27 protein-coding genes, 4 tRNA genes and 1 pseudogene are annotated in these 26,176 nt (G+C 61.0%); 19 read left to right on the top strand and 13 right to left on the bottom strand.

Annotation, left to right across the window (positions count from 1 at the left end):
- Positions 1-78 precede the first annotated feature (78 nt).
- The 3 genes from AC0C6X_RS12885 (at position 79) to lexA (ending at position 1,744) form a co-directional block, all read left to right on the top strand.
- Positions 79-168 (top strand) — tRNA-Ser (locus AC0C6X_RS12885).
- 233 nt (positions 169-401) lie between these two features.
- Positions 402-698: a hypothetical protein gene (locus tag AC0C6X_RS12890; RefSeq protein ID WP_173516520.1), complete on the top strand. Its 297-nt coding sequence runs from the start codon at positions 402-404 to the stop codon at positions 696-698.
- Positions 699-1,015: 317 nt separating this feature from the next.
- On the top strand, positions 1,016-1,744 hold the full coding sequence (gene lexA, locus AC0C6X_RS12895) for a transcriptional repressor LexA (protein WP_247958987.1): 729 nt from the start codon (positions 1,016-1,018) through the stop codon (positions 1,742-1,744).
- A gap of 475 nt (positions 1,745-2,219) precedes the next feature.
- Here lexA and AC0C6X_RS12900 read toward each other — a convergent pair whose 3' ends face one another.
- The 5 genes from AC0C6X_RS12900 to AC0C6X_RS12920 all read right to left on the bottom strand — a co-directional run bounded on the left by AC0C6X_RS12900 (position 2,220) and on the right by AC0C6X_RS12920 (position 6,613).
- Positions 2,220-3,302 carry an acyltransferase family protein gene (locus tag AC0C6X_RS12900; protein ID WP_472953455.1) on the bottom strand — a complete coding sequence of 361 codons (1,083 nt, stop codon included), beginning with the start codon at positions 3,300-3,302 and terminating at the stop codon, positions 2,220-2,222.
- A gap of 30 nt (positions 3,303-3,332) precedes the next feature.
- Positions 3,333-4,514 carry a serine hydrolase domain-containing protein gene (locus tag AC0C6X_RS12905; RefSeq protein WP_472953458.1) on the bottom strand — a complete coding sequence of 394 codons (1,182 nt, stop codon included), beginning with the start codon at positions 4,512-4,514 and terminating at the stop codon, positions 3,333-3,335.
- A gap of 659 nt (positions 4,515-5,173) precedes the next feature.
- Positions 5,174-5,247 (bottom strand) — tRNA-Cys (locus AC0C6X_RS12910).
- Positions 5,248-5,400: 153 nt separating this feature from the next.
- Complete coding sequence (locus AC0C6X_RS12915) at positions 5,401-6,057, bottom strand: thermonuclease family protein (protein WP_472953460.1); 657 nt, start codon at positions 6,055-6,057, stop codon at positions 5,401-5,403.
- Positions 6,058-6,319: 262 nt separating this feature from the next.
- Complete coding sequence (locus tag AC0C6X_RS12920; protein WP_173516515.1) at positions 6,320-6,613, bottom strand: hypothetical protein; 294 nt, start codon at positions 6,611-6,613, stop codon at positions 6,320-6,322.
- A 159-nt stretch (positions 6,614-6,772) separates the two neighbouring features.
- On the opposite strand from AC0C6X_RS12920, the gene AC0C6X_RS12925 reads away from it, so the two are divergent.
- From AC0C6X_RS12925 to AC0C6X_RS12940, 4 genes and pseudogenes are all read left to right on the top strand, one after another.
- Positions 6,773-6,847, top strand: a tRNA-Asn gene (locus AC0C6X_RS12925).
- A 340-nt stretch (positions 6,848-7,187) separates the two neighbouring features.
- Positions 7,188-7,378, top strand: a pseudogene (locus AC0C6X_RS12930) (class I SAM-dependent methyltransferase); the annotation flags it as partial.
- A gap of 80 nt (positions 7,379-7,458) precedes the next feature.
- The gene (locus AC0C6X_RS12935; RefSeq protein ID WP_472953462.1) at positions 7,459-7,830 is read left to right on the top strand and encodes an SMR family transporter; all 372 of its coding nucleotides are present in this window, start codon (positions 7,459-7,461) and stop codon (positions 7,828-7,830) included.
- A complete protein-coding gene (locus tag AC0C6X_RS12940) occupies positions 7,817-8,143 on the top strand; it encodes an SMR family transporter (RefSeq protein WP_472953464.1) in 327 nt (108 codons plus the stop codon). Before AC0C6X_RS12935 ends, AC0C6X_RS12940 begins: the two co-directional genes overlap by 14 nt.
- On the opposite strand, the gene AC0C6X_RS12945 is transcribed toward AC0C6X_RS12940, so the two are convergent.
- On the bottom strand, positions 8,131-8,970 hold the full coding sequence (locus AC0C6X_RS12945; RefSeq protein ID WP_173516512.1) for an SDR family NAD(P)-dependent oxidoreductase: 840 nt from the start codon (positions 8,968-8,970) through the stop codon (positions 8,131-8,133). The genes AC0C6X_RS12940 and AC0C6X_RS12945 overlap by 13 nt on opposite strands.
- Before the next feature lie 304 nt (positions 8,971-9,274).
- Here AC0C6X_RS12945 and AC0C6X_RS12950 point away from each other — a divergent pair, with 304 nt between their 5' ends.
- From AC0C6X_RS12950 to AC0C6X_RS12970, 5 genes are all read left to right on the top strand, one after another.
- A complete protein-coding gene (locus AC0C6X_RS12950) occupies positions 9,275-10,315 on the top strand; it encodes a cysteine synthase A (RefSeq protein ID WP_173516511.1) in 1,041 nt (346 codons plus the stop codon).
- 7 nt (positions 10,316-10,322) lie between these two features.
- On the top strand, positions 10,323-11,072 hold the full coding sequence (locus AC0C6X_RS12955; protein WP_472953467.1) for an alanyl-tRNA editing protein: 750 nt from the start codon (positions 10,323-10,325) through the stop codon (positions 11,070-11,072).
- A gap of 16 nt (positions 11,073-11,088) precedes the next feature.
- Positions 11,089-11,943 carry a 3-mercaptopyruvate sulfurtransferase gene (gene sseA, locus AC0C6X_RS12960; protein ID WP_472953469.1) on the top strand — a complete coding sequence of 285 codons (855 nt, stop codon included), beginning with the start codon at positions 11,089-11,091 and terminating at the stop codon, positions 11,941-11,943.
- Between the two features lie 4 nt (positions 11,944-11,947).
- Entirely contained in the window at positions 11,948-12,511 is a 564-nt protein-coding gene (locus AC0C6X_RS12965) for a GNAT family N-acetyltransferase (RefSeq protein WP_472953470.1), read from the top strand.
- Between the two features lie 92 nt (positions 12,512-12,603).
- Positions 12,604-13,071 carry a DUF1203 domain-containing protein gene (locus AC0C6X_RS12970; RefSeq protein ID WP_472953471.1) on the top strand — a complete coding sequence of 156 codons (468 nt, stop codon included), beginning with the start codon at positions 12,604-12,606 and terminating at the stop codon, positions 13,069-13,071.
- Between the two features lie 47 nt (positions 13,072-13,118).
- On the opposite strand, the gene ald is transcribed toward AC0C6X_RS12970, so the two are convergent.
- Entirely contained in the window at positions 13,119-14,237 is a 1,119-nt protein-coding gene (gene ald / locus AC0C6X_RS12975; RefSeq protein ID WP_472953474.1) for an alanine dehydrogenase, read from the bottom strand.
- Positions 14,238-14,393: 156 nt separating this feature from the next.
- Between ald and AC0C6X_RS12980 the strand changes: the two genes are divergently transcribed.
- Positions 14,394-14,855, top strand: coding sequence for an Lrp/AsnC family transcriptional regulator (locus AC0C6X_RS12980; protein ID WP_057255972.1), 462 nt, complete (start codon positions 14,394-14,396; stop codon positions 14,853-14,855).
- Between the two features lie 9 nt (positions 14,856-14,864).
- On the opposite strand, the gene AC0C6X_RS12985 is transcribed toward AC0C6X_RS12980, so the two are convergent.
- Positions 14,865-16,112 (bottom strand): GGDEF domain-containing protein, encoded by a 1,248-nt coding sequence (locus AC0C6X_RS12985; RefSeq protein ID WP_173516507.1) that lies wholly within the window; start codon positions 16,110-16,112, stop codon positions 14,865-14,867.
- A gap of 237 nt (positions 16,113-16,349) precedes the next feature.
- Here AC0C6X_RS12985 and AC0C6X_RS12990 point away from each other — a divergent pair, with 237 nt between their 5' ends.
- The gene (locus AC0C6X_RS12990) at positions 16,350-18,323 is read left to right on the top strand and encodes a bifunctional 2',3'-cyclic-nucleotide 2'-phosphodiesterase/3'-nucleotidase (RefSeq protein WP_173518129.1); all 1,974 of its coding nucleotides are present in this window, start codon (positions 16,350-16,352) and stop codon (positions 18,321-18,323) included.
- Positions 18,324-18,500: 177 nt separating this feature from the next.
- Here the strand turns inward: AC0C6X_RS12990 and AC0C6X_RS12995 are convergent, their stop codons facing one another.
- Positions 18,501-18,821 (bottom strand): HlyU family transcriptional regulator, encoded by a 321-nt coding sequence (locus AC0C6X_RS12995; RefSeq protein ID WP_173516506.1) that lies wholly within the window; start codon positions 18,819-18,821, stop codon positions 18,501-18,503.
- A gap of 77 nt (positions 18,822-18,898) precedes the next feature.
- Complete coding sequence (gene ilvA / locus AC0C6X_RS13000; RefSeq protein WP_472953477.1) at positions 18,899-20,146, bottom strand: threonine ammonia-lyase; 1,248 nt, start codon at positions 20,144-20,146, stop codon at positions 18,899-18,901.
- Positions 20,147-20,302: 156 nt separating this feature from the next.
- Here ilvA and AC0C6X_RS13005 point away from each other — a divergent pair, with 156 nt between their 5' ends.
- The 4 genes from AC0C6X_RS13005 to AC0C6X_RS13020 all read left to right on the top strand — a co-directional run bounded on the left by AC0C6X_RS13005 (position 20,303) and on the right by AC0C6X_RS13020 (position 23,480).
- Entirely contained in the window at positions 20,303-21,757 is a 1,455-nt protein-coding gene (locus AC0C6X_RS13005; protein WP_247958994.1) for a TrkH family potassium uptake protein, read from the top strand.
- 82 nt (positions 21,758-21,839) lie between these two features.
- Entirely contained in the window at positions 21,840-22,430 is a 591-nt protein-coding gene (locus AC0C6X_RS13010; RefSeq protein WP_173516503.1) for a hypothetical protein, read from the top strand.
- 4 nt (positions 22,431-22,434) lie between these two features.
- Complete coding sequence (locus AC0C6X_RS13015; protein WP_472953479.1) at positions 22,435-23,139, top strand: HAD family hydrolase; 705 nt, start codon at positions 22,435-22,437, stop codon at positions 23,137-23,139.
- Positions 23,140-23,395: 256 nt separating this feature from the next.
- Positions 23,396-23,480 (top strand) — tRNA-Leu (locus AC0C6X_RS13020).
- A gap of 84 nt (positions 23,481-23,564) precedes the next feature.
- On the opposite strand, the gene AC0C6X_RS13025 is transcribed toward AC0C6X_RS13020, so the two are convergent.
- The 3 genes from AC0C6X_RS13025 to wrbA form a co-directional block, all read right to left on the bottom strand.
- A complete protein-coding gene (locus AC0C6X_RS13025) occupies positions 23,565-23,783 on the bottom strand; it encodes a hypothetical protein (RefSeq protein WP_173516501.1) in 219 nt (72 codons plus the stop codon).
- A 193-nt stretch (positions 23,784-23,976) separates the two neighbouring features.
- Positions 23,977-24,219, bottom strand: coding sequence for a DUF2188 domain-containing protein (locus AC0C6X_RS13030; protein ID WP_173516500.1), 243 nt, complete (start codon positions 24,217-24,219; stop codon positions 23,977-23,979).
- A gap of 229 nt (positions 24,220-24,448) precedes the next feature.
- Entirely contained in the window at positions 24,449-25,048 is a 600-nt protein-coding gene (gene wrbA, locus AC0C6X_RS13035; RefSeq protein ID WP_173516499.1) for an NAD(P)H:quinone oxidoreductase, read from the bottom strand.
- A 166-nt stretch (positions 25,049-25,214) separates the two neighbouring features.
- Between wrbA and AC0C6X_RS13040 the strand changes: the two genes are divergently transcribed.
- On the top strand, positions 25,215-25,967 hold the full coding sequence (locus AC0C6X_RS13040) for a competence/damage-inducible protein A (RefSeq protein WP_247958997.1): 753 nt from the start codon (positions 25,215-25,217) through the stop codon (positions 25,965-25,967).
- Positions 25,968-26,176: the final 209 nt, after the last annotated feature.

The following is a 26,176-nucleotide window of genomic DNA, read 5'->3' on the forward strand; positions in this document are numbered from 1 at the left end:
ATCTTAAATCTTGCAAAGCGACGGAGCTTCGCGCAATAACGCCGTGCCCGAAAGCCGTTAGCTGCCGGCTTCAGGCAAGGACAGGTGGCCGAGTGGTTTAAGGCTCTGGTCTTGAAAACCAGCGTACGGGAAACCGTACCGTGGGTTCGAATCCCACCCTGTCCGCCATTCCCCCTTGGAAATACGCTGACGCCGCCCCCCTTGCCGCAGCGCGCCGCTGCTGCAAAGCCCTGCGGCCTTTGCGCGTCGGGCACGTGACGTAAAACAGCCACAGCTTACACTCAAAGAGCTGTTGAACACGTCAGAGTGATCGCCAGGCTTGCTGGACACCGGAACGAAAGCGCGGTTCACATCGTTAACCGCCCCGTAGTCCCACCCTTGCATCAAAGTGGACGATCACCGTGCTCGCCGCCCTCCTCCTCGCTTCGATAGTCGCATCGCCCAATATGCCTGACATCAAGCTCAGCGCCGCCACGGTTGACGAACTGCAGACCGATTTCGAAACCGCCGTTCCCTGCCATCAGATCGACGGACGCAAAGTGTGGAAGGGCGCGATTGCGTTCTACATCCAGTCGTTCGTCTATGACGGCGACACAGCTGTTGCGACCGATGCGGCGGACGCCGTGCTTCCCGAAGACAACACCCCCGAGACGGTGAAGGAATTCGAAGACGCCTGCTCCAGCACGCAGCCGGCCTAAAGCGAAGAGCGTTCGGATGAACGCACGTCGCTTTAGTACCTTCCGCTTACAGCGATTCCACCTGAACACCGGATCAGCTCGCCTGCTCCACGAAAACGATCACGAATCGTTCGAATCAACCTCACGGTCTCGCCATGCGCCACGCCGCAGGCCCTATTTCGCGCACTCAAACCCGCTTTGCTCCCGTAAAAGTGACCGATTGATACGCGCAGACGCGTCAATTGCCTGAATTCACGGAATTTTAGGCACTTGCAGAACACATATGGAACAGATAGTGTCTGTTCTTGATTTGTTTCACGCTTCTGGAGCGACGTGCCATGCTGACCCGCAAGCAACAGGAATTGCTTCTGTTCATTCACGAACGCATGAAGGAGTCGGGCGTCCCGCCATCATTCGATGAAATGAAGGATGCGCTCGAGCTGGCGTCGAAATCCGGCATCCACCGCTTGATCACGGCGCTCGAAGAACGCGGGTTCATTCGCCGTCTGCCGAACCGGGCCCGTGCGCTCGAGGTCATCAAGCTCCCGGAAGCCTACGCATCCATCCAGCAGCAGCAGCCGCGCCGCGGCTTCTCCCCGAGCGTGATCGAGGGAAGCCTCGGCAAACCGGCAGCACCTCCCCCTGCTGCACTGCCAAAGCCGGCGCCAGCGGCTGAAAACGCTTCGGTGTCCGTGCCGGTCATGGGCCGCATCGCTGCAGGTGTGCCGATCTCGGCCATCCAGAACAACACGCATGACATCACCGTTCCGCTCGACATGCTCGGCAACGGCGAACACTACGCCCTCGAAGTCAAGGGCGACTCGATGATCGAAGCCGGCATCTTCGACGGCGACACGGTGATCATCCGCAATGGCAACACGGCCAATCCCGGCGATATTGTCGTGGCGCTCGTGGACGATGAGGAAGCGACGCTGAAGCGCTTCCGGCGCAAGGGCGCGTCGATTGCGCTCGAAGCCGCCAATCCCGCCTACGAGACACGGATTTTCGGACCCGATCGGGTGAAGATCCAGGGCAAGCTCGTCGGACTGATCCGCCGCTACCACTGACATCCGGACAAGATCTGGAACGGCAGCTCCTTTCGCTGCCCAATATCTTCTCCGGGACATCGGCGGCGTCTGCGTATCTTGTATAGGGTCCGGCAAACGGCCTGGGAGGTTTGGCTCCCAGTCGAGTTGGAGCGCCGCCTGTCACTCTCGGATGGCGTCGTATATGACGGCTTCGGGTCTATGGCGCGGAAAACCGCAGGCAATCCGTCGCCTTCACTGGCTTCTTGGCGCATCGTGGGCGTTTATAGCCCGGCCAGCGATTGGGCTATGATGCTCGACGGGCATCCTTCTTCTCGACGAGCAGCAGTACCGTCGGGTTTACGTCCTCGCCAGTTCTCGGGAATCTCGGACCACTACAGCGGTTGCATGGCTCGCCTGCTTTAGTGCCGAGGCCATCTTCACCAACGCCCAGCAATCACAGTCTGACCGGAGGTCGAGGGCTTTCTGGCCCACAAGTGGGGGCTGACCGGGAATCTCAGCGCAGGGCACCCGTATAAGAGTTCTCCGGCCTAAAATGAGGGCCACGCCTCGCGTATCTCGTACGGAGCTTCAAGAACGGCTGTTCGATGCATCGGTAGCTGAGTGCTGCGATCGGCAGGAACAGCACAAAAGCCAGCAGGGAACACAGAAGCGAAAGCCCAAAGGGCAGAAGACCAAGATACTGCGTCACCATTTTTGCAGCGGGGCCATAGTACCAAAAGTGAAGCAGGTAGATCGAATAGGAGACCGTGCCTACGAAGGAAATCGAGGCCGATAGCCGTTTAGGCAAACTCAATTTCGATCCGTCGTAGGCGGCGATCATCACGGCGTAGAACGCGGCCTCGGCGGCGGGAAGATAGATCCATACGGGCGATGCTTGAGGCCCATAGAAACCGCCGCTGATGTTGAACCAGTGGTAGAAGGTGACGAACGCCATGGCGACCGCAAGGACTGCCAAGGGCCGCACGCGTTCACCTCGGAAGAGATACCAGACATATATCCCGGCAACGAACTGGTCGAAGTGACCGATGATTGTCCAGTACGCGGTTGGATGGATTTCCCAGCCGGTTATAAACAGGCTCAGGCGCAACACGACCGCCGTAAAGATCAGGATCAAGGCCACCAATCGCCGCAGGAAGAGAATTGCGGGAAGGATCAGATAGAAGTGCCATTCTACGGCGATGCTCCAAGCACCGTTCGGCCACCTTGGAAGTATGCTTCCAAGCGCGATCTGTGTCGCGACTGCTTGAACCGAGGATCCGTTGGCAATCCAGGCTGCCGCCTGCAGCAGCAGTGCGACCGTCAACAAAGGCAGCAGACGAAGGGCTCGGTTCCACAGGAAGCTCTTATAGTCGATCTGCCTGCCGTCCAGCAGCTTGGCGAACAGGTACCCGCTCAGCGTCATGAATAGCGAAACGCCCGTATGGCCTTCCTCAAGCAATGAGAGCAGCGGCAAGGCCGGGACGTAATTTACTGGGACCCCGCCGGCATGGATGAAGTGCCAAGTGAACACCATGAAGGCGGCGAATGCTCGCACGTGATCCAGCTTTTCAAAGTATTGCTCTGAAGACGATTGCACTCGTCCGCCCCGCTCCGAATGTCTCATGGATCAGCACGGCGTGGTAATCCGTCCGTCGGCACCGTAGTCGACTGATGTTATAAGCCTGCGAGGCGCCCAGCCGGATTTGCGTCTTTTGTAGGCGCGCTCATAGGCGCGTCGGGCTGCGTCGATGAGACTATGCTGGATGCGAACGAAACGGCTCAAATCGCGGGCTTTTTCGCGTCCGTTGAAGAGTGCGACAATCACGATTCCGTCTGATGAGCGAGCGACCACTGCCCGTGTTCCGTTCAGCGCTCCTGTATGCGCGATATCGGTCTCGGTTCCGCGCTGCCATATCCACCATCCGAGGCCGAAGGACTGTTCAGAAAACTCGCCTGGTACAGGAGTGGCAATCTCGGTATCACGGATGGCGCGCGACGCGAAACGGTAGAGGTCTTCGGCTGTCGACGTCCAGCCGGCAGACGGGTTGAAGTGCGTCCTGGCCGCGTCCATGCCGACAACGTGATGACGGACCTCCGCGGGTGCTTCGCTAATGAGGCCCGTTCTCTTGAGGCCCAGGCGGTTCAGGACGCGCGTTTGGACAAACCGTTCGTAAGACATCCCGCTGATCTTGGCGACGATCAGGCCAAGCCAGCAGGGGCCGAAGTCTGTGTATTCCGCTTCCTCGCCGGGGTCGCTATCCAAGGGGCGCTTTTGGCGCTCAAGAACGACCGGTAAACAGGCCTCAGCCGGCGCGAACGTTTCCTTGTCGGCCGCGACCAGATCGAAATGCTGACGCCACCCCAAGCCGGAAGTATGTTGCAACAGGTGGCGAACCGTGATGTTGCTGAAGCGGGGATCTTCGGCCTTGGCGACGGATGGGAAGATGCTTTGGAGTGTATCGTCAAGCCTCAGTTGGCCATCATCTATCAACGTCAGTACTGCTTCTGCAGTGATGAGCTTTGAGATGCTGGCTATTTGAAACGTCATGTTGTCTTGCATGGGACGCCCGGTCGCATGATCAGCAACGCCAAAGCTCAGCAGTCGCGGCTTCTCTCCAGCTTTACCGAATGCGACGACCGCGCCGGGTATTCCCTCGCGATCCAGGAACCATTTGACGGTTTCGGTAATCGAATGCGGCTTGGCCCAGAACATGGCCTCAGTCACGCTGGGCCAGACAACACCATAGCCGAACACAATGCCAATGCCGGCCACGAACACGGCGATGCGGCGCAACCATTTCGAATGCATTCGATCCTCCCCTCACGCCAGAGGTAACGAATGCGATGGTTGCGGCCAATTCTCTTGGAAAAGGAAGTGTGCGGCAACTGGCGGCAGCGCGAAGGCCCACGCACCAAAAGCCCCCACCGAGGTGTACCGCATCCTGTAAATCTTCATCGATTCCCCCACAACCGTGAGGCCTTAGGGTCGCATAGCGCACGTTTTAGTCAATGATAAAATAAGGTAACAAAAAGGTTGGGCTGAACCCGGCCGCCCCTCCAAGCCCTCATGGCTCCGACAGGCCGCTGTGGGCGCTATGACAGCCTTCCAGGCGGCAACGTCCAGATGACATCGCCGCCGAGATCATGAGGACCGGCGAGGCGCCGTGTTCCTGTCCTCCGGCCACAATCGAGGGAGTCCATCTCAAGGCCGGATACATGATGCGCTACGACGTGTTTGTCGGTGGCGAGGATGGAGATCCAGTTTTCACGCACGCGCAGTTGGTAAGTGGGTTTCTGGCTCCGGATTCGCCGTGATCATGTCGCATTCCATGTCGCGTGAATTCGCCGTCGCCTCGTGGAAATGCTTGGCACGCAAGGGAATCCCGTTGCAACATGACGCGACATGGAAGCAGGCAAATCCCCGCTTCACCACGACGGCAGCCTATTGAATTCGTTGGTGAAAATGTTTGGAGGCCTCGCCCGGAATTGAACCGGGGTACAAGGATTTGCAGTCCTCTGCGTCACCACTCCGCCACGAGGCCTCACGGCTCGGATAACCGAGCGTTGGCGCGGATTTAGAATGATTGCAGAAAAACCGCAAGAGGCATTTTCCGAAAAACGCGCCGTCGATTTGTAAGATCGGCACTTTCCACAGAGCGATCGAGAAGCTCGGCCGATTGTATACCGGATTGGCCTCAGCACCAGGGAGTAGCGTGGCCCGTCCACGGGCGCACCAGCCCTTCGGAGACGAGCACGCGCCCGATGGACTGGTCGCCGCGGGTGACCAGTCGCAGCTTTTCGCCGGGCTTGGCATCCGGGCGACCGCTCGCCGCTTCCAGCTTGAAGTCACCCGCATTCAGCAGTTCGCGCAAGCGCTGCTTGGCGTAGAAGCCGCGCGAACGTTCCTTGTCGCAGCTTGCCTGGCGGATGCGCGGTGCGTCGACGTCTGCCACGCGGATCGTTTCGCCGCGGTACAGGAAGGTGGCGCCGTCGATCACGCAATTGTCGTTGCGAATCCCGCAAAAATAGAACTGATCCGTGCGGATGGATGCCGTCTTCACTTCCTCGTTCGGCCGCACCGCGGGTGTCGGCGCCTTTGCGCCGACGTCAACGGACGGCACCGGCGCGGCAAGTGCGACTCTCGTCACCGGATTCGGTTTCTGCTTCTCGGCTTGCTGAGCAGGACGCTCGTCCGTTTTCTGCGCGACGCGAACAGACTTCGGCTTCGATTCATGCCACGACGTGAATGCCAGCACGTCCGATGCCACCGGCCAGTGTTTCAGTTCGGCACGGTGATCATAGGCGACCACGCCGCCGACGGTCAGCGCCGCGGCCAGATACCACGGTGCCATACCGCCTTGTTTACCCCTGCTCCGACCGGAATTCCGGCTTCGACGTTTCGTAGTGCCTTTGGCCATGCGTCCCCATCCTGATTCGCGACCGCATTATGCGTTTGATGGGTTGCCGAAAAGTTTTCGGCGGCCTCCCTCAACAAGGGGCTCGCTGGGCCGGTGTGAATCAGACCGTCGGGAAGTGGAAGTGCTCTGGCCGGTTGCGATCCGGATCGATCAAACATTTCGCGATCCATAGAAATAGTAGGCAGCAGCTCTCGGTTCACGAGCCGTTGGAGGAATTCGCGCGTCCGCGCCAGCGTGCCCACCAGACAGCCAAGCGACGACGGCGGCGGCGAACGGATGGGATATCGTGCGAAAGGACGATGAGGCCCAGCGGTATCATCCAGAAGCCGAGCACCGGCAGAAAGCCGAGTAAGCCGCAGAACACCAGGAGCGAGCCCAACAGGATACGCAGCAGCGGCGATTGCGGCAGGGTGATGCGCCATTTGCCGAGCACGATCTGGCGCGTCTGCGGATCAATCCCGAAATGCGTCTGCTTCCTGTTTTTATTCATCATTCGCTATCCGGCGTCTTTTCCCACAATTGGGGACTTCTCCACAGCCTCGCAACCGAACTTGTCATTTTTTTTGAAAAAACCGCTTGGCAAATCAGAAAAGCATGCGTATTAGCAGCCTCACTTCTGAAGCGCACAGCGAAACAGCGGCGCGGATGATCCCTGGTAGCTCAGCGGTAGAGCACTCGACTGTTAATCGATAGGTCGCCGGTTCGAATCCGGCCCGGGGAGCCAGTTTCAAAAAGAGCCGTTTGCAGAAATGCGAATGGCTCTTTTTCATTTTGCACCTGTGTTCCCCGGGTGATCAATCCCCTTCTACACGGTAGGCCTGGGTTCATCATGGTTCTCTCGGCACGCTTGTGATCTCGCGGATGATAAGTTGCGAGCCTTGGCGGCCGAGGCGCCCCTAACGCCTCCAGCGCATGGTGCAACCACATTGCTGCGCCGCCCCCAGTGGGGCCGTCGCCGCGTTCGTCCAGCTTCCGAATAGAGCGCGCAAGGCGCAGATCCTTGCGGAACCAGACGATGATCGGCGCTGCCTTTTGTCATAGGTGTCGGCCTGCGCATGATCAACGCCTTCGGCTTCGGTATCGATTGCGCCGGACACTCGGCGAATGGCGCGAGCGCTTCTGGTCCGTCTGGAACCGGATTGAGCCGTTGGGCTTCGACCTGCGTTTCAAGTGGCTATGGGAGTTCTATTTCTACTATTGCGAAGCCGGCTTCCGCGCCCGCAACATCACCCTTCGCCAGATCGTGTTCAAATAGGAACGCGTATGGCGCATCTTTACCGCGTCACGCGCAGCGCTTAAGAGGCGGTCGATCCAATTCTCTTTTGAAGGTTCCGCATGCGTCTTGCATGGTTTTTCCTCGCGCTCGCCATCGCGACCGAAGTGGTGGGCCTGACGGTAATGAAGGCCGCCTCATCGAGCGGCTCTTATCTCGGCCACATCGTCATGTATGTCTCGATCGCCCTCTCCTACGTCTTCCTGGCCAAGGCCGTGAAGACGATCTCCGTCGGCGTCGCCTATGCGATCTGGGAAGGTTCGGGTGTCGCGATCATCACGCTGGTCTCGGTATTCGTCTTCGGCCATGTGCTGACCGGCCGCGAGATGCTGGGGCTTTCGATGGCGATCGTCGGCATATTGCTCGTCAATGCCGGCCAGCGTCACGACGAGGACGAAGCCGCGACGGAAGGAGCAGCCAGTGAGCGCGCCTAGCATCTACTTCGCGCTGGCCGTGATGGCGGGCATTCTCGATGTTGCCGCGAACCTCGCCTCGACGAAATCGGAGGGCTTTGCCCGCCGCGGTTGGGGGGCCCTCTCCATTCTGCTGGTGCTTGCCGCCTTCGCGCTCCTTGCCGAAGCGGTCAAGGGCATGGAGCTTGCGATCGCCTACGCCGTCCTCGGCGCGACCGGAATCTTCGGCACGGCCATCTGCGGACGGCTGCTCTTCGGACAGAAGTTGAAGCCGATCGGCTGGGCCGGGCTCGCACTCATCTTCGGCGCCGTGCTGGTGCTTCACACCGCCTGACGCCGACGCTCGCCGGAGCCGGCATGTTTTTTCGCCTCTCTGGCCTCGGCAACGACACCCGTCAGCCGCCTGATAAGAGCGAAATAGAGACTATAGGGCAGCAGGCGCATGAGCTTCACCGCGTAGGTGAAATGCCGCGGAAAGGTGATCTCGAAGCGTCGCGACTTCAGGCCCGCGACGATGCGATCCGCCGCCTGCTCGGCACTGACGAGGCCCGGGCGCGGGAAGCGTATCCTCGCGGTACCCGGCGTATCGACAAAGCCGGGGCAGATGATCTGCAGCCGGATGCCGATCCGGTCGAGATCGAACTTCAGGCTCTCGGCCATGTTGATCAGCGCGGCCTTGGAGGCGCCGTAGGCGGCGCTGGTGGGCAACCCGCCATAGCCGGCGACGGAAGACACGATGGCGATGTGGCCATATCCCTGCGCCTTCATATGCTCGACGGCCGGCAGCAGGCAGTTGACCACGCCGTTGAGATTGACCGCGAAGCTCTCCTCGAAGGCTTCGCGGTGGAGATCGTCTCCCCGCACGGGGACCGCCACCCCGGCATTGAGGATCACCAGCGACAGGTGGCCATGATCGTACTCGATCGCTGCCAGCACGCGCTCCATGTCCTTGGGGTCGGTGACGTCGCCGTCGAGAACGGTGATCCTTCCCTCCCCGGCCGCCTCGTGCTGCAGGTCCACCAGTTTCTCGTGGCTTCTGGCCGTGACGACCACCGAATAGCCTTCACGCACCAGCTTGAGCGCCAGCGCCCGCCCGATGCCCGCGCTCGCGCCGGTGACCCAAGCCAGTTTATGTTCGGATTTCACAGACTGAATACTCATCACTCTCACTCCTCGGCACGCGCCGGAAAAAACGCACGCATCTCCTTCTGGCGAAAGAGACGAGCCCGGCCCTTCATCGCGGCAGCGGTCCTTGCCGCGGAGCCCCAGATGCCTTGGAGACGATTTTTGTTCGGGACAGAGCGGCGGCGAAACGCTATTTCTTGCCTGAAGTGCAGGCTGAGCCGAAAACACGCCAACATTTCGGCGGTCCGGGGTCGTTGTCGATTTTCGTCAGCCGCCGTTCGTATTTCCCTGGCTGTGTCGCCCTGCTCCGGCGCCTGTCCTCAAGCACGAGGTTCTGAAAATGACCATTCTACCGTCCGTCCTCGAAGCGATCGGCAACACACCCTTGATTCGGCTGAAGGCCGTGTCTGAAGCCACGGGCTGCGACATCCTCGGCAAGGCCGAGTTCCTCAATCCGGGACAGTCGGTCAAGGACCGCGCCGCGCTGTCGATCATCCGTCACGCGGAACGGAGCGGGCAGCTCCGCCCCGGCGGCGTCATCGTCGAAGGTACGGCCGGCAATACGGGCATTGGGCTTGCGCTCGTCGGCCAGGCGCTTGGTTATCGCACCGTGATCGTCATTCCCGAAACCCAGAGCCAGGAGAAGAAGGACGCCTTGCGGCTGCTTGGCGCCGAGCTCGTCGAAGTGCCGGCTGTTCCCTACAAGAACCCCAACAACTACGTGAAGCTCTCCGGCCGGCTCGCCGAGCAATTGGCAAAGACAGAACCGAACGGCGCCATCTGGGCGAACCAGTTCGACAACGTCGCCAACCGTGACGCGCATGTGGAAACCACGGCGCCCGAGATCTGGCGCGACACGGACGGCAAGGTCGATGGCTTCATCTGCGCCGTCGGCTCCGGCGGAACGCTGGCGGGCGTCGCACTGGGGCTGAAGGCGAAGAACCCAGCAATCAAGATCGGCCTTGCGGATCCGCAGGGCGCAGCGCTTTACAGCTACTACACCAGCGGCGAACTGAAGGCCGAGGGCAGCTCGATTACCGAGGGCATCGGCCAGGGCCGCATCACCGCCAATCTCGAAGGCTTTACGCCGGACTTCTCCTACCAGATTCCGGATTCGGAAGCCGTTCCCTACGTCTTCGACCTGATCGAACGGGAAGGCATCTGCGTCGGCGGCTCGACGGGCATCAACATTGCCGGTGCCGTGCGGCTCGCCAGGGAGCTCGGTCCAGGACATACGATCGTGACGATCCTCTGCGACTATGGTAACCGCTATCAGTCGAAGCTCTTCAATCCGGACTTCCTGGTCTCCAAGGGACTGCCGGTGCCGGCCTGGTTGAAGACGTCTTCCCACATTGCGGTGCCATACGAATCAGTTGGATAGGAATGCGATGACTAGGACCGTGACCGCCCTTTTCCGAGACGATTTCTACCTCTCGACCTGCGAAGCAAGCGTCACCGGGATCCTGGAAGATGGCGGGATCGAACTGGATCAGACCTGCTTCTACGCAACATCGGGCGGGCAGCCCGGCGACACCGGCTTTCTGGAGCGCGCCGACGGCAGCCGGATCGACATCGCGGTCGCGCGTCACGGCGAAACCAAGGACATCATCATGCATGTGCCGGCTGAGGGACAGCCGGCGCCGAATGTCGGTGAAAAGCTCGTCCTGCACATCGACTGGCCCCGCCGCTACCGGCTGATGCGCATGCACACCGCCTGCCATCTGCTCTCGGTCGTCTGCCCCTTCCCGATCACTGGAGCCTCGGTCGGCGAGGACGAGAGCCGCGTCGATTTCGACATGAGCGAGACGATCGACAGGGACGAAGTCACGACGGCGCTGATGAAGCTCGTCGAGGAAAATCACCCGGTTTACGTCCAATGGATCACGGACGAGGAACTCGCCGCCAATCCCGGCATCGTCAAATCGAAGAACGTGCGCCCGCCGATCGGCCTTGGGCGCGTCAGCCTTGTCTGCATCGGCGAAAATTCGGCCATCGACAGCCAACCCTGCGGCGGCACCCATGTGTCGGAAACGCAGGAAGTCGGGGCCATCCACATCGCCAAGATCGAAAAGAAGGGCAAGGAAAACCGTAGGTTCCGTATCCGCTTCGGCAAGCCCGAAGATCGCGCATCAGTTTGAGTAGGGAGTTGCGACCGTGACCAACAACAAGAGCGCCTTTATCGTTTCCGCCGATTGGCTGCAGGAGCGCCTCGGCGACCCGGCGATCCGGATCCTCGACGCTGCCTGGTACCTGCCCGCACAGAACCGCAACCCGAAGGCGGAATACGACGCCGGACATATTCCCGGTGCCGTATTCTTCGACCAGGATGCCATTGCCGACCACACGAGCGGCCTGCCCCACACCTTGCCCTCGCCGGAAGTCTTCGCCTCGTCGGTCGGCGCGCTCGGCGTCAGCGAGACGGACACGATCGTCGTCTATGACGGCCCCGGCATCATGACCGCACCGCGCGTCTGGTGGATGTTGCGCATCATGGGCGCCAAGAACGTTTACGTGCTCGATGGCGGCATGGATGGCTGGAACAAGGAAGGACGCCCTGTTACCACCGAAGTGCCCTCGCCCAAGCCGGCGACGTTCAATGCGAGCTTCACGCCTTCGGCAGTCACTTCCTTCGAGCGGATGAAAGAGATCGTCGCCGACGGCAGCATCCAGATCGCCGATGCCCGCGGCGCCGGACGTTTCTATGGCGAAGAACCGGAGCCGCGCGCCGGCATGCGCTCGGGCCATATGCCTGGCGCGCACAGCCTTCCCTCCGGCATTTTCTCGGAAAACGGAAAGTTCAAGGATCTCGCGACGCTGCGCCAAACCTTCGCCGACGCCGGCGTCGATCTCTCTAGGCCCGTGGTCACGACCTGCGGGTCGGGTGTCACCGCCGCCATCATCACCCTGGCGCTGCAATCGCTCGGCCACACGGACAACACCCTTTATGATGGCTCCTGGTCGGAATGGGGCGGCCGCGCCGACACGACGATCGTCACCGGTCGAGAGTGATATCATGCGCTCGCCGAAGCTCGCCTCCCTGACAGCGCACGTAACCGAACTCGAGATGACGGCGCCGCCGAAGCAAAGCCTGCCGATGCCGGTCAACATCCAGACCGCCATCCTGCGCGTCTCCGACATCCCGCTCAGCTATTACCGCTTTTTGTACCTGCGTGTCGGTCGCCGCTGGCACTGGACCGAGCGACTGCGGATGAGCGACGAGGAACTTTCGGCGGTGCTCGGCGACAAGCGGACCAGTGTCACGGTTCTCTATGTCAACGGCGCGCCGGCCGGCTTTTTCGAGTTGCACCAGGGCGACGACGACGTCGTCGAACTCGTCCATTTCGGCCTGATGGAACATGCACTCGGCCTCGGCCTCGGCAAGTGGTTCCTGCTCCAGACGCTCTTTGCCGCCTGGGCGCTTAATCCGAGCAAGCTGACGGTAACGACCAACAATCTGGATCACCCCCGCGCGCTCCAGCTTTACCAGCAGTTCGGCTTCTCGCCGGTCGCCACCCGTGAGGAGACGGTCGAGCCTTTGACCGACGAGGAACTGCTGACCCTGGCGAAAAACCTCTGAAGCGTGTCGCCCGGCAAGTTCCGGGTGTCGAAAGGATCGCGACTGGCGCATTCTCCTGATCGAACACTTCAGACCGATCAAGGAGATACGCCATGACCTTGCGCTACATTCCGATGTCCGACGACGAAGCGCGGCGGATCCGAGAGGGCGGGCCGGACGCCTATGGCAATCCACCGGAGCGAGAGATTTCCGACGGTGACGGAGTGCCATGCCGGCACTGCCTGCGCAATGTCGGCGCCGGGGAGCCCTACCTGATCTTTGCGCTGCGGCCATTTTCGTCGTTGCAGCCCTATGCGGAGACAGGCCCGGTGTTCATGCATGCCGAGGAATGTCCGGCGCATGACGGCGGCGCGCTTCCGCCGATCCTGGCTTCGAGCGTCAGCTATCTGTTGCGCGGCTATGGCGAGAACGAACGGATCGTCTATGGAACCGGCGGTGTCGTTTCGTCGGAACAACTGCAGGCGCGGGCGGAAGAATTGCTGGCACGACCGGACGTTTCGTCCGTACATGTGCGTTCGGCCAAGAACAATTGCTACCAGTGCCGGATAGAACTGGCTTGAACACGAATTCGGCCCGGCATCTCTGCCGGGCCGAAAAGTTCTATCGCTCAGGCGACGTTCAGGACGGCCTCGGGCGCATAGGCATCATAGCCCAGCGCTTCGGCGACCGGCGCGTTGGTGACGCGGCCGCGATGGACATTGAGGCCGGCACGCAAATGCCGATCCTCGGCGATCGCCTTCAGGCCCTTGTCCGCGAGTTGCAGGCCGTAGTGAAGCGTCGCGTTGTTCAGCGCGTGCGCCGATGTCACCGGCACCGCGCCCGGCATGTTCGCCACGCAGTAGTGCACGATGCCGTCGACCTCGTAGGTCGGGTCGGAATGGGTGGTGGCATGCGAAGTCTCGAAGCAGCCGCCCTGGTCGATGGCGACGTCGACGATGACAGCACCCTTCTTCATGCCGGTCAGCATTTCGCGCGTCACCAGTTTCGGCGCCGCAGCGCCCGGAATGAGAACCGCTCCGATCACCAGATCGGCGGAGAACACTTCCTCTTCCAGCGCGTCGATGGTCGAATAGCGCGTGTGGACGCGGCCGGCGAAGAGATCGTCGAGCTGGCGCAGGCGCGGAATCGAGCGATCGATAATCGAGACATCGGCGCCAAGCCCGGCCGCCATCCGTGCCGCATGCAGGCCGACGACGCCGCCGCCGATGACCGTGACCTTCGCCGGCAAGACACCCGGCACGCCGCCGAGCAGGATGCCGCGGCCGCCATTGGCCTTCTGCAGAGAGGTCGCGCCCGCCTGGATCGCCAGGCGTCCGGCAACTTCGGACATCGGTGCAAGCAACGGCAGGCCACCGCGATCGTCGGTGACGGTTTCATAGGCGATCGCCGTGACGCCGGAATTGAGGAGACCCTTGGTCTGCTCCGGATCGGGCGCAAGATGAAGGTAGGTGTAGAGAATTTGGCCTTCGCGGAGTTGCGCCCATTCGGAGGGTTGCGGCTCCTTGACCTTGACGATCATGTCCGACTTTTCGAACACTTCCTTTGCCGTCGCGACAATCTTCGCGCCAGCGGCACGGTAAGCATCGTCATCCGCGCCGATCCCTGCCCCAGCCTTGGTTTCCACGATCACCTCGTGGCCATGGGCAACATATTCACGCACCGAGCCGGGCGTCAGGCCGACTCGATATTCATGGTTTTTGATTTCCTTCGGGCAACCGACACGCATCCTCGCGTTCCTCTCCTGTATGGGCTTTTCGCCGCTTTTGACGAGGCATTCAGCAAAACACGGCCTAGATCGAATGTCCTTGCAAAGAGGGAATCCCGGGCGCATTGATTTCGAATAGTATTGCGCGAACTGAAGCATTATTGAGGGAAACCACCAATGAGCGAACTCGATGCCATCGATCATGCGATTCTGCGCATCCTCCAGCAGAATGGCCGGATCTCGAATGCAGACCTCGCGGCGAAGGTCGGACTCTCTCCGTCCGCGTGCTCCCGCCGGGTCGACATCCTCGAAAAGTCAGGAACGATCGCCGGCTATCATGCACGCATCGCCCACAAGGCGCTCGACTACCAGATCATGGTGATCGTGCATATTTCGCTGTCGGGCCAGTTTGCCAAGACGCTTGCCGAGTTCGAGGCGGCAGTGAAACTCTGTCCGAACGTGCTCGTCTGCTACCTGATGTCGGGAGAATACGACTATATTCTGAGGGTCGCGGCCAAGGACCTGCAGGACTACGAGCGCATCCACCGCGATTGGCTCTCGGCGCTGCCCCATGTGGTCAAGATCAATTCCAGCTTCTCGTTGCGGGAAGTGATCGACCGGCCGAACGTCGGTATCTGAGCGAGCGGCCTACCGGCCGACGACACAATTGCGGCCGCGTCCCTTGGCGGCGTAGAGCCGAAGGTCGGCCTCGGACAGCAGGTTCTCGATCGCCGCTCCGTCGTCCGGTGTGGACGACAGGCCGATGCTCGCGGTCACCGGCCGCCCATCCGGCGTCGAGACGAGATCCGACACGGCTACGCGAATCTCGTCCGCCCGGCGCAAGGCATCGCCATGGGTCATTGCCGGGCAAAGGATCACGAACTCCTCGCCGCCATAACGAAACAGCCGATCGATCGGGCGCAGCTTCGATTTTACCGTCTCGACCAGCCGCTGCAGGACGCGATCGCCTTCCTGATGGCCGAAACGGTCGTTGACGCCCTTGAAATGGTCGACGTCGATGATCATCAGCGTAACCGCGGCGTTGCCGGCGCTCGCTGTGCGGAGCATTTCCGGCCCTTCGATTTCAAACCGGCTGCGGTCGAGCGAACCGGTCAGCGTGTCCTGTCCCGACCGCGAAAGCAGGTCTTCGTAGCGTTCGCGGAACGTCAAGGTGTTGAAGATATCGCCAAGTGGCCGATCCGACATAGCCAGGAACGGATGGCGCGAGGCATTGAGATACATGCCTGTCGCGATCGCAAAAAAGGGCGCCGCCAGCATCTTCGCCATCCAGCCGCCCCAGAAAACCTCAAGGGGCGCACCGTTCCACCAGCGTAGTGCCACGTAGAACGCAGCCTGGTCGAACGTCAGCACGACGACGCCGCAGATCAGGAATCGGACAGTCGCGAAACGCCGCAGCCACCGTCCCAGCCGCTCATAAAGCAAGATGATCATCAGCGAATCGAAATAGAGGATCGTCGTCCCCCAGACCATCAGCCAACCCATCTCGTCGATGAAGGCGAGGTCGGCGGATCGGTGCGCCACAATCGATACGGTATCGTGCTGGCGCAGCAAGAGGCTCAGCGCCACCGTCAGGAAATTGCCGGCGAGCAAGCCATAGATCGGCTGGCGAACGGTTGCCGCATCCTCCTTCACGTAGAGCAGCAGGATCATCATCAGCTTGCCGGAGAAAAGCACGGCCGAGCCGGGCGAGATCACGCCGAACGGCAATTGCACGTAGAAGACGGCCGCGAGATAGGTCTCGATGAAATGCATCACGCCGAGCGCGGCGACGAAGACGCCAAGTCCGAGCCGGACCCGTAGATGCAGCAGCCCGATCATCGCCGTGACGTAGACCAGCGCCTCGCCGACGAAGAGAAGAAGGTTGGCGTTTGGCATGCGCTTCAAAAAATCCGTTTCCCGAAGCCCGGTTAAACGGGAAGTTTGAAGAAAACTTTAGCGGGACCCGCAGTTGCCCGGCTTCAGAATGCGAAAATCTGCCGCTTTCGGAAATGTCGCCTTTCCGGCATAGTCGCCGCCAACCCACCGTGGTCCGCGCGTCAGCGGACAAACTCCGGATTGCACTCGTCTCGGAAGAACCGGGATCCTTGATAAATGGAGGACCGCATGCCAACGATGACATCCCCGTTCCACCTCACGCGCCGTTCGCTTCTCGCCGGGGCCGCAGCTTCCTCGGCGCTCGTCATCCTGCATCCGTTTTCCGTCCGCGCCGCCGCCAATCAGGCGCATCTCAGAATCATGGAAACGACGGACCTGCACGTCCACGTCTTTCCCTACGACTATTATGGCGACAAGCCCAACGATACGGTCGGTCTTGCCCGCACCGCCTCGATCATCGACGCCATCCGGGCCGAAGCGACAAACTCCATCCTGGTCGACAACGGCGATTTCCTCCAAGGCAATCCGATGGGCGACTACATCGCCTATCAGCGCGGCATGAAGGATGGCGATATCCACCCTGTCATCGCCGCCATGAACGTGCTCGGCTACGATTGCGGCACGCTCGGCAACCACGAATTCAACTATGGCCTGGACTTCATGTTCAAGGTCCTGAACGGCGCGAATTTCCCGCTCGTCTGCGCCAACCTGACGAAGGGCGCCCTTGCCGCCAATGGGCGTCAGGACGAGCTGTTTCTCAAGCCTTACGTCCTTCTCGACCGAAAGGTGAAAGATGGTTCCGGCACGGAGCATCCGATCCGCATCGGTCTCATCGGCTTCGTCCCGCCGCAGATCATGACCTGGGATGCCAAGAACCTCGAGGGCAAGGCCAATGCCCGCGATATCGTCAAGGCGGCCGAAGCCTGGGTGCCGCAGATGCGCGAGGAAGGCGCCGATATCGTCGTCGCGCTCTCGCATTCGGGCATCGGCCAGCAGTCCTATGCGGAGAACCTCGAAAACGCATCCGTGCCGCTGGCAGCGATCGCAGGCATCGATGCGATCGTCACCGGACATAGCCACCTGGATTTCCCCGGGCCGAAATTCGACGGCATCGCGGGGCTCGACAACACGAAGGGCCTGATCTCCGGTAAGCCCGGCGTCATGGGCGGCTTCTGGGGTTCGCATCTCGGCCTGATCGACCTGCTGATCGAACGCGAGGGTGGTGCCTGGCGTGTCGTCAACTCTACGAGCGAGGCACGGCCGATCTATCGTCGCGAAGAGAAGAAGGTGATCGCTGAAGTCACCGACAAGCCGGAGGTGCTGGCCGCCGCAAAGAAGGACCACGAGGCGACGCTCACTTATGTGCGCACGCCCGTCGGCAAGACCAGCGCGCCGCTCTATTCCTACTTCGCTCTGGTCGCGGACGACCCTTCCGTGCAGATCGTCAGCCAGGCGCAGACCTGGTACATCAAGGACATGCTGAAGGAGACCGAGTACCGCGACCTGCCGGTGCTTTCGGCCGCCGCTCCCTTCAAGGCCGGCGGCCGCGGCGGCGCGGACTACTACACCGACGTTCCGGCCGGCGACATCGCAATCAAGAACGTTGCCGACCTCTATCTCTACCCGAACACGGTGCAGGCCGTTGTCATCACTGGCGACCAAGTGCGCAACTGGTTGGAAATGTCCGCCGGCATCTTCAACGAGGTCAAGCCGGGCGCCACCGATGCACCGCTGATCAACGGCGGTTTCCCGTCCTACAATTTCGACGTCATCGACGGGGTCACCTACCAGATCGACCTTTCCGAGCCGCCGAAGTTCGACAAGGACGGCAACGTCATCAGTCCTTCCTCGAACCGCATCAAGAATCTGCAGTTCAACGGGAAAGCGATTGATCCGGCACAGAAATTCGTGGTCGCCACCAACAACTACCGGGCTGGCGGCGGCGGCAATTTCCCCGACATCGCCGCCGACAAGGTGGTGTTCGTAGCCCCCGACACCAACCGCGATGTCGTGGTGCGCTACATCATCGATCAGGGCACCATCAACCCCTCGGCCGACGCCAACTGGACCTTCGTGCCGCTCGCCAATACGAGCGTGACATTCGACAGCGGACCGAAGGCCCGGCAGTTCCTGGCGCAGGTGAAGGGTGTGGCGATCGAGGATGCCGGTGATGCCGCCGAAGGGTTTGCTCGCTTCCGGATCAAGCTCTGAGCCCCAGTCAAACGAAGATCGGGCCGCCACCCGTGGCGGCCCGCCGCTTTTTGGCAGGCGACGAAGGTTCAGCCGAATCAGCGAAGCCTATGGCAGGCTGCCCAAAGGCAATGCGAGACATTAATAATGTCCGCTAACTATATGAGAAGATTTGGATATGCCGCAGGCGGCAACCGATCAAACCTGGCGCGACTGGGCGTCGTCGGAAAACAGCGACGGGCCGGTCTGGTCGATGATCTGGCGTCCCTTGCGCAGCGCGGCGTCGATCGCGTCCTGCTCGGATGTGAAGAGATCGGCGCGAATGAAGCTGCGGATTTTGGCGCTGCCATCGGCCGAGGGCTTCTCGATACTGCCCGCCAGGCGAAACTGCGAGCCCTCGCGCATGGGCGTCGCGCGGATGGTGCATTCGGCATAGGCCTCGGTCTTGCCGGGCGCAGCCTGCGTCTGGTTTTCGGAGGAACCCGAACGGCCGAACAATTTCGAGAAAAACGATGCCATGACCAAGACTTAGACGCCGCAGCCGGCACTGTCAAAGCTTAAGTGCCGATTTTCGACCGCGGCGCCGTCATCCCGGCCTAGATGATGAGATTGGAGAGGATTTCGTTCTCGGTGATGTCCTGGTAACGCAATCCAGCGGCGTCGAAGCGGGCCTTCAGCACTGGGAAATTCTCGGCGTGCTTGGTCTCGATGCCGATCAGGATGGAGCCGAAATTGCGCGCCGATTTCTTCAGATATTCGAAGCGCGAAATATCGTCCTCGTCCCCGAGCAGATTGAGGAAATCGCGAAGCGCGCCCGGTCGCTGCGCCATGCGCAGGATGAAGTATTTCTTGAGCCCCGCGTGGCGCATTGCCCGCTCCTTTACGTCCGGCAGGCGCTCGAAGTCGAAGTTGCCGCCGGACACGACGGCAACCACCGTCTTGCCCGCAAGCGCCTCGGGGCCCAGCGCTTCCAGCGCCGCAACCGAGAGGGCGCCCGCCGGTTCCAGCACGACGCCTTCGACATTCAGCATATCGACGATCGTCAGGCAGATCGCATTCTCCGCCAAGAGCATCACCTGATCGGCGGAAAAGCGGCGGAGGGCCGCAAAATTGAGGTCGCCAATCCGTCCGACTGCGGCACCGTCGACGAAATTGTCGACCTGATCGAGGGTGACGACGCTGCCGGTTTCGAGGCTCTCGCGCAGGCTGGGCGCGCCGGCGGGTTCGCAGAAGATGAAGTGATCCGCGGCGATCACGTCCTTGAGATACCCCGTCACGCCGGCGGCAAGGCCACCGCCGCCGACGGGCAGAACAACGAGATCGGGTGTCACGCCATCAGGCAGTTGCCAGACAATTTCAGCGGCGACGCTTGCCTGGCCCTCGATGATATCGGCATGATCGAAAGGCGGCACCATGACGCCGCCGATCGCTTCGACGTGATCGCGCGCCGCCTTGTAGCACTGGTCGAAGATATCGCCGACGAGGCGGATGGTGATGAATTCGCCGCCGAACATGCGGGTCTTGTCGATCTTTTGCTGCGGCGTCGTCACCGGCATGAAAACGACGCCAGGCACGCCGAAATGGCGGCAGACGAAGGCAAAGCCCTGGGCGTGGTTGCCGGCCGAGGCGCAGACGAAGGTCTTGCCGGATGCGTCGGCGCCGAGCGCCTTGCGGAAGAAGTTGAACGCGCCGCGGATCTTGTAGGAGCGCACGGGCGACAGGTCTTCGCGCTTGAGGTAGATATTGGCACCGTAGCGCGCGCTCAAGTGCTCGTTGAGCTGCAGCGGCGTCGGCGGGAAGATCTCCCGCAAGGCTTCGGTTGCGGCTTCGACATCCTGCTTCATCGCGTGCGGTCTTCCGTTGAGTTGGTCGATGGCTGTGGCTATTGCACATTGCAACGCCCGAAGCCATCGCTTTGACTCGAATCGGACCGCCGTGAACAATGCAGCCGCATCCCCTTCGGCCGGGACGTCCGCAACACTTTCCGGGAAATTGAACGCTTGAACGCAACCTTGATCCGGCATGCCGTGCACATCGCGGCAATCCTCGGCATATACCTGGCGGGCGCCATGCTCGTGCCAGCGATGGTCGATCTCTATTACGGCCACCCGGACTGGCCGATCTTCACCGCTTCGGCCTTCATGGTCGGAGGCCTGTCGCTCGCGACCTTCATGGCGACCCGCATGGGGCCGCCGCCGTTTTCCAAGAAGTTCGGATTCGTCCTGGTCAATCTGTTGTGGGCGGTCTTTTCCGTGGTCGGAGCAATCCCGCTCTGGCTGTCGTCGCTCGATCTTGATTTTGCCCAGGCGCTTTTCGAGTCCGTCTCGGCAATTACCACGACCGGCGGCACCGTCATCGTCGGTCTCGACGACGCGCCGCCGGGGCTTCTGGTCTGGCGTTCGCTGCTCTGCTGGCTGGGCGGCATCGGCATCGTCGTGCTCGGCCTGTTCATCATCCCCTATCTCAGGGTCGGCGGCATGTCCTTCTTCAAGATGGAATCCTCCGACACCAGCGACAAACCGTTCGCGCGCCTCGCCAGCTTCAGCCGCGCCTTCCTGATCGTCTATGTCGTCATCACGCTTCTCTGCGCGATCGGCTACTTCCTGACCGGCATGAGCCGCTTCGACGCCGTCAACCATGCAATGTCGACGGTCGCGACCGGCGGCTTTTCCACCCATGATGCGTCCTTCGCCTATTTCGGCAGCATCCCGCTGCTCTGGACGGCGACCTTCTTCATGGCGCTCTGCAGCCTGCCCTTCTCGATCCTGATCGTGCTGGTGGCACGCGGCCGGCTCGACGCGCTGCGCGATCCGCAGATCATCGTGTTTCTCGGCTATCTCTCGGCCTTCTCAATCGCGGTCGCCGTTTATCACCGCCTCGCGAATGGCGTCGAATTTCACCTGGCGCTGGCGCATTCCTTCTTCAACATCACCTCGATCCTCTCGACCAGCGGCTATGCCAGCCAGGATTACAGTCTCTGGGGGCCCTTCGTCGTCATGGCCGCCTTCACCGCCACCTTCATGGGCGGCTGTTCCGGATCGACGGCAGGCGGCATCAAGGCCTATCGCTTCATCGTGCTCTTCAACGCGATCCGGTCGGGGCTCAACAGACTCGTCTACCCCAACGCGATCTACGCCGTGCGCTACGGCACAAATCCCGTCGATGCCGACACGCAACGCGCGATCTTCCTGTTCTTCATCACCTATATCCTGCTCTGGGCCTTCGGGAGCCTCGCCATGGGTGCGCTCGGCTATGATCTGATCACTGCGACATCGGCAGTCATCACCTGCCTTTCAAATGTCGGTCCAGGGCTTGGCCCCATCATCGGACCGGCGGGTAACTTCTCGACGCTCGGCGATCCCGAACTCTATCTACTGTCGCTGATGATGCTGCTCGGCCGTTTGGAGGTTCTGACCGTGCTCGTGATCCTGACGCCGGTGTTCTGGAAGCATTGACCATCGGCCCGCCGGCCCTATCGTCTTGACTCGATGCGGCAGATGCCGAAAGTCGGTGTCATCCGGCGAGGGGGAAAACGTCATGGTGAAACATATGCTTCTTCTGGCGACGCTGACCGCCGCCACGACACTATCCGGAAATCTGATCGCACACGCCGGACCACTCACCGATGCCGCGGCGCAGGCGGAGAAGCTTGCCGCTTCGGGTGACGCTGCAAAAGCCCGCGACCTCCTTCGCCAGGCGATCAGCGACTTTTCGCAAAAGCTACCCTTCGCGATCGGCAAGGCGATTTTTGTTTCCAAACAGCCGACTGGCTATGCGATGTACCAGCCGAGGGACAACTCGGTCTTCAAGGAGGGCGAGTCGCTGATCTCCTACATCGAGCCGATTGGCCTCTCCTGGAAGGATGCCGCCGAGAAAGGCAAGCTCGAGAGCCACTTCACAGTCGATTTCGACATCCTCAACCCGAAGGGCGACGTGCTCGCCGGGCAAAAGGCCTTCGGCGATTTCACCTTCACCGGCTATCTCAGAAACCAGGAAATCTATGCGACGCTGACCATCGATGTTTCCGGCGCGCCGGCGGGCGAATATGTGCTGCGCTTCCACTTCAACGACATCAACAGCGGCAAGAGGGCCAGCGTCGACCAGCCCTTCAAGATTGCCGGACCGTAAGACCATGCCTGATGCAATAACGACCGTTGGTTTCGATGCCGACGATACCCTCTGGCAGAACGAGCAGTTTTTTCGCCTGACCGAGGCTCGCTTCGCCGAACTTCTCAGTCCCCACACCGACACCGAGCATCTGTCCGAACGGCTGCTTGCCGCAGAAAAACGCAATCTCCGTCTCTACGGGTTCGGCATAAAAGGCTTTGTCCTCTCGATGGTCGAAACCGCGGTGGACGTGACGGAGGGGAAAGTCCCCTCTTCCGTCATCGCCGAAATCCTGGCGGCCGGCCGCGACATGCTCGTGCACCCGGTCGAGCCGCTCCCGCATGCCAAGGAAACACTTGACGCCCTTCATGACCAGGTCCGGCTCGTCTTGATCACCAAGGGTGATCTCTTCGACCAGGAGCGCAAACTTGCCGCCTCCGGCCTTGGCGACTATTTCGACGCCGTCGAAATCGTCAGCGACAAGAATGCCGGCACCTACGAGCGCATCTTCAAGCGCCATGGCGACGGCCCGTTGAAGAGCCTGATGGTCGGCAATTCGCTAAAGTCCGATATCGTCCCCGCGCTCGATGCGGGCAGCTGGGGCGTCTATGTCCCGCACGCGCTCACCTGGTCATTCGAGCACCACGACAAGCCGGAGCATCACCCGCGTTTCCGCGAGATCGAGCATCTCGGCGGACTGGCCGCGCTCGTTCGTGGTTTGAGCGACTGACCTGCTCCGCCTCATCCGCAAGACAGGTCGTCCATTGGTGCGGGCGACGGGAATCGAACCCGTACGGTTTCCCGAGGGATTTTAAGTCCCTCGCGTACATCAGGTCTACGCCGGATCCGGCGCTCCGAGCACCGCCAAATCGATGCAAGAAGAAGCGGTAGACAGCGGCACGCGGACGATTTCCAGGGAAGGCGCGGGAAAAGCGAAGGCGCATCCCCTTGACGCAGCAGCGTAAGTGATTGATCTAAGAGCTCATGCGGGCGTGGCGAAACTGGTAGACGCAAGGGACTTAAAATCCCTCGGCCTTGGCCGTACGGGTTCGACCCCCGTCGCCCGCACCAGACAGACGGCTTTCAGGATCATTGGGCGGCCGGCATCCAACCCTCGCTCGGCAGCGACAGGTTTGCGCCGGAAAAGGTGGCCGCTCAGTTGTTGTAGTAGTAGCAATCGCATTCCGCCTGGTGAGCATCGTCGTGCCATACCCGGACGGCGAGTTTCGAAGCGCATCCCTCGTCTTCCAGCCTGAGGCCGAGAAGCGAGACCGCTGCCGCCTTGGAATTGGGGGCGTCCACCTCGATTGCCGATCCGACCTGGTGGACTCCCTGCCGCGGGGTCCAGGTGAAGATCTGAACGCTATAGTGCATCGAATATCCTCCGTGGAGAGATGGTGTGCACGCAATACTGTTGCAGAACGCTGGAGCGGAATGAGGAAGCGTTGACGTTTCCGCCCGCATCCTAGTCTAAGCTATTATAATCGATCACGTTTGCGATATTGTGTCGCCCGACCAAAATCATCGTGATCTGGTGTTCGGATTGAGCCGGTTGCCTTGAAGCGAACTAACCGTCTTCTACAGTCGCCTCCGGTCGATCGCCGCCGTCTGTGTGTTCGAAGTGCCAGCGACCCTGCTCGTCCTGGAAACTGATATCTTCGTCGTCACCGCCAACCTGCTGTTCAGCGGCGGCGGCCTTGGCGGCGGCGAGCGCCAATTCGCGGCTGGGAAAGGGTTCCGAAAATGCGTCGGCAGCCTTGTAGGCCCAGCCTCCGTCATGAGGAACGATGGTGTAAGTGATCCTCGCCATACTTCCCTCCAACAGTCCGAAAGACGCTTCGGTCTTCGGGCGGGCCGTTGCCGCACAGCCCTTCTTTCCTCCTCGTCAAAGGCATGCTCATGCCGAACGCCGCGGATATTACCACAGGTACGGTGCGAATTGCCACCTTCGCGAATCACCTGGGAACGGTGTGCAGCGAATCAAAAGAGCGGCCCCTCTCGGAGCCGCCCTTGATCAAGAAATCCAATATGTTGAGCGATCAAACCGCGAGCTTCGCGGCGATCTTGGCGACATGTGCGCCCTGGAAGCGAGCGGCCTCGAGTTCGACCTCGGAGGGCTGACGCGAACCGTCGCCACCGGTGATCGTCGAGGCGCCGTAGGGCGAGCCGCCCTTGATCTCGTCGAGGCCCATCTGCCCCTGGAAAGCATAGGGAAGGCCGACGACGACCATGCCGTGGTGCATCAGGGTCGGGATGAAGCCGAGGATCGTCGACTCCTGGCCGCCGTGCTGCGTCGCCGAGGATGTGAAGACCGAGCCGACCTTGCCGACCAGCTTGCCCTTGGCCCACAGGCTGCCGGTCTGGTCGATGAAGTTGCGCATCTGCGAGGCAACCGTGCCGTAGCGCGTGCCCGCGCCGAAGATGATCGCGTCATACTGCGCAAGTTCCTCGACATTGGCGATCGGCGCTGCCTGGTCCAGCTTGTAGTACGAAGCCTTGGCAACTTCTTCCGACACCAGCTCGGGAACGCGCTTGACGTCGACCTCGGCGCCGGCCGATTTCGCGCCTTCGGCCACCGCATAGGCCATCGTTTCGACGTGTCCGTATGCCGAATAATAGAGAACAAGAACCTTGGCCATTAAATGCTCCTTTGGATTCAAGCGATCCCACTTGATCACCGCTACCGGGAAGATTTATCAAAATGCGGCCGCTTGCCAGGAGTTGTCCGGGAAACAGACTGTTCTTGCTCGTCGAACAATGAACAATCACTGTTAAACGATTGGCTTATATAAATAGGAATTATCGATGAGCCCAAAAATCGTCACTGCCGCGATGGTCGCCATCGGCGACGAACTTCTGTCGGGTCGAACCAAGGACAAGAACATCGGCCATCTCGCCGACATGATGACCATGGTTGGCATCGATCTGCGCGAAGTCCGGATCGTCGCCGATGACGAGGCTGCGATCGTCGAAGCCATCAACGCCGTGCGCGGCCGCTACGACTACGTCTTCACGTCAGGTGGTATCGGCCCGACGCATGACGACATCACCGCCGACGCGGTGTCGCGCGCCTTTGGCGTCGAATGCGTCTACGATCCGGAGGCGATGGCCCTGCTCGCTGCAATGTACGAGCGCCGCGGCATGGAGTTCACCGAGGCGCGCAAGCGCATGGCACGCATGCCGCTAGGTGCACGCCATATTCCAAATCCCGTCTCCACTGCACCGGGCTTCGCCATCGGCAACGTGCATGTCATGGCCGGCGTGCCGCAGGTATTCCAGGCCATGCTCGACGCCTTGCTGCCCGGCCTTCAGGTCGGTTCGCCCCTGCTCTCCCGGACCGTGCGCTCACCTTTCGGTGAAGGCGATATCGGCAGTCCGCTGACTGAGGTGCAGAAGAACCATCCGGAGACGAGCATCGGCTCCTACCCCAAGTTCGACGGCAAGAACTTCTCGACCGATATTGTCGTGCGTGCCCGCGATCCACAGGCGCTGGCTGCGGCCGAAGCCGACGTGCAGGCAATGATCCAGGCGATCACCGAAGCGCGCGCGAAGACCTGATTGCGACTGCATAGTTCCTGAGATTGGATCGATTGAAGCACAAATATGCGGCAGGCCCGATGCCCTGCAGCGAGCTTGGCGTGTCTTAGAGGATACGCGGCGCTGTAGAGCCTTGCGCTTTGACCGCCATTGCCGTTATTGCATGTCGGCAAATCAGGATGACGCGTTCCCGCCTGCCCGATCTGCCGGACGCTTCGCCTTTACCTCGT

Source organism: Ensifer sp. VA4 (genome assembly GCF_055710065.1).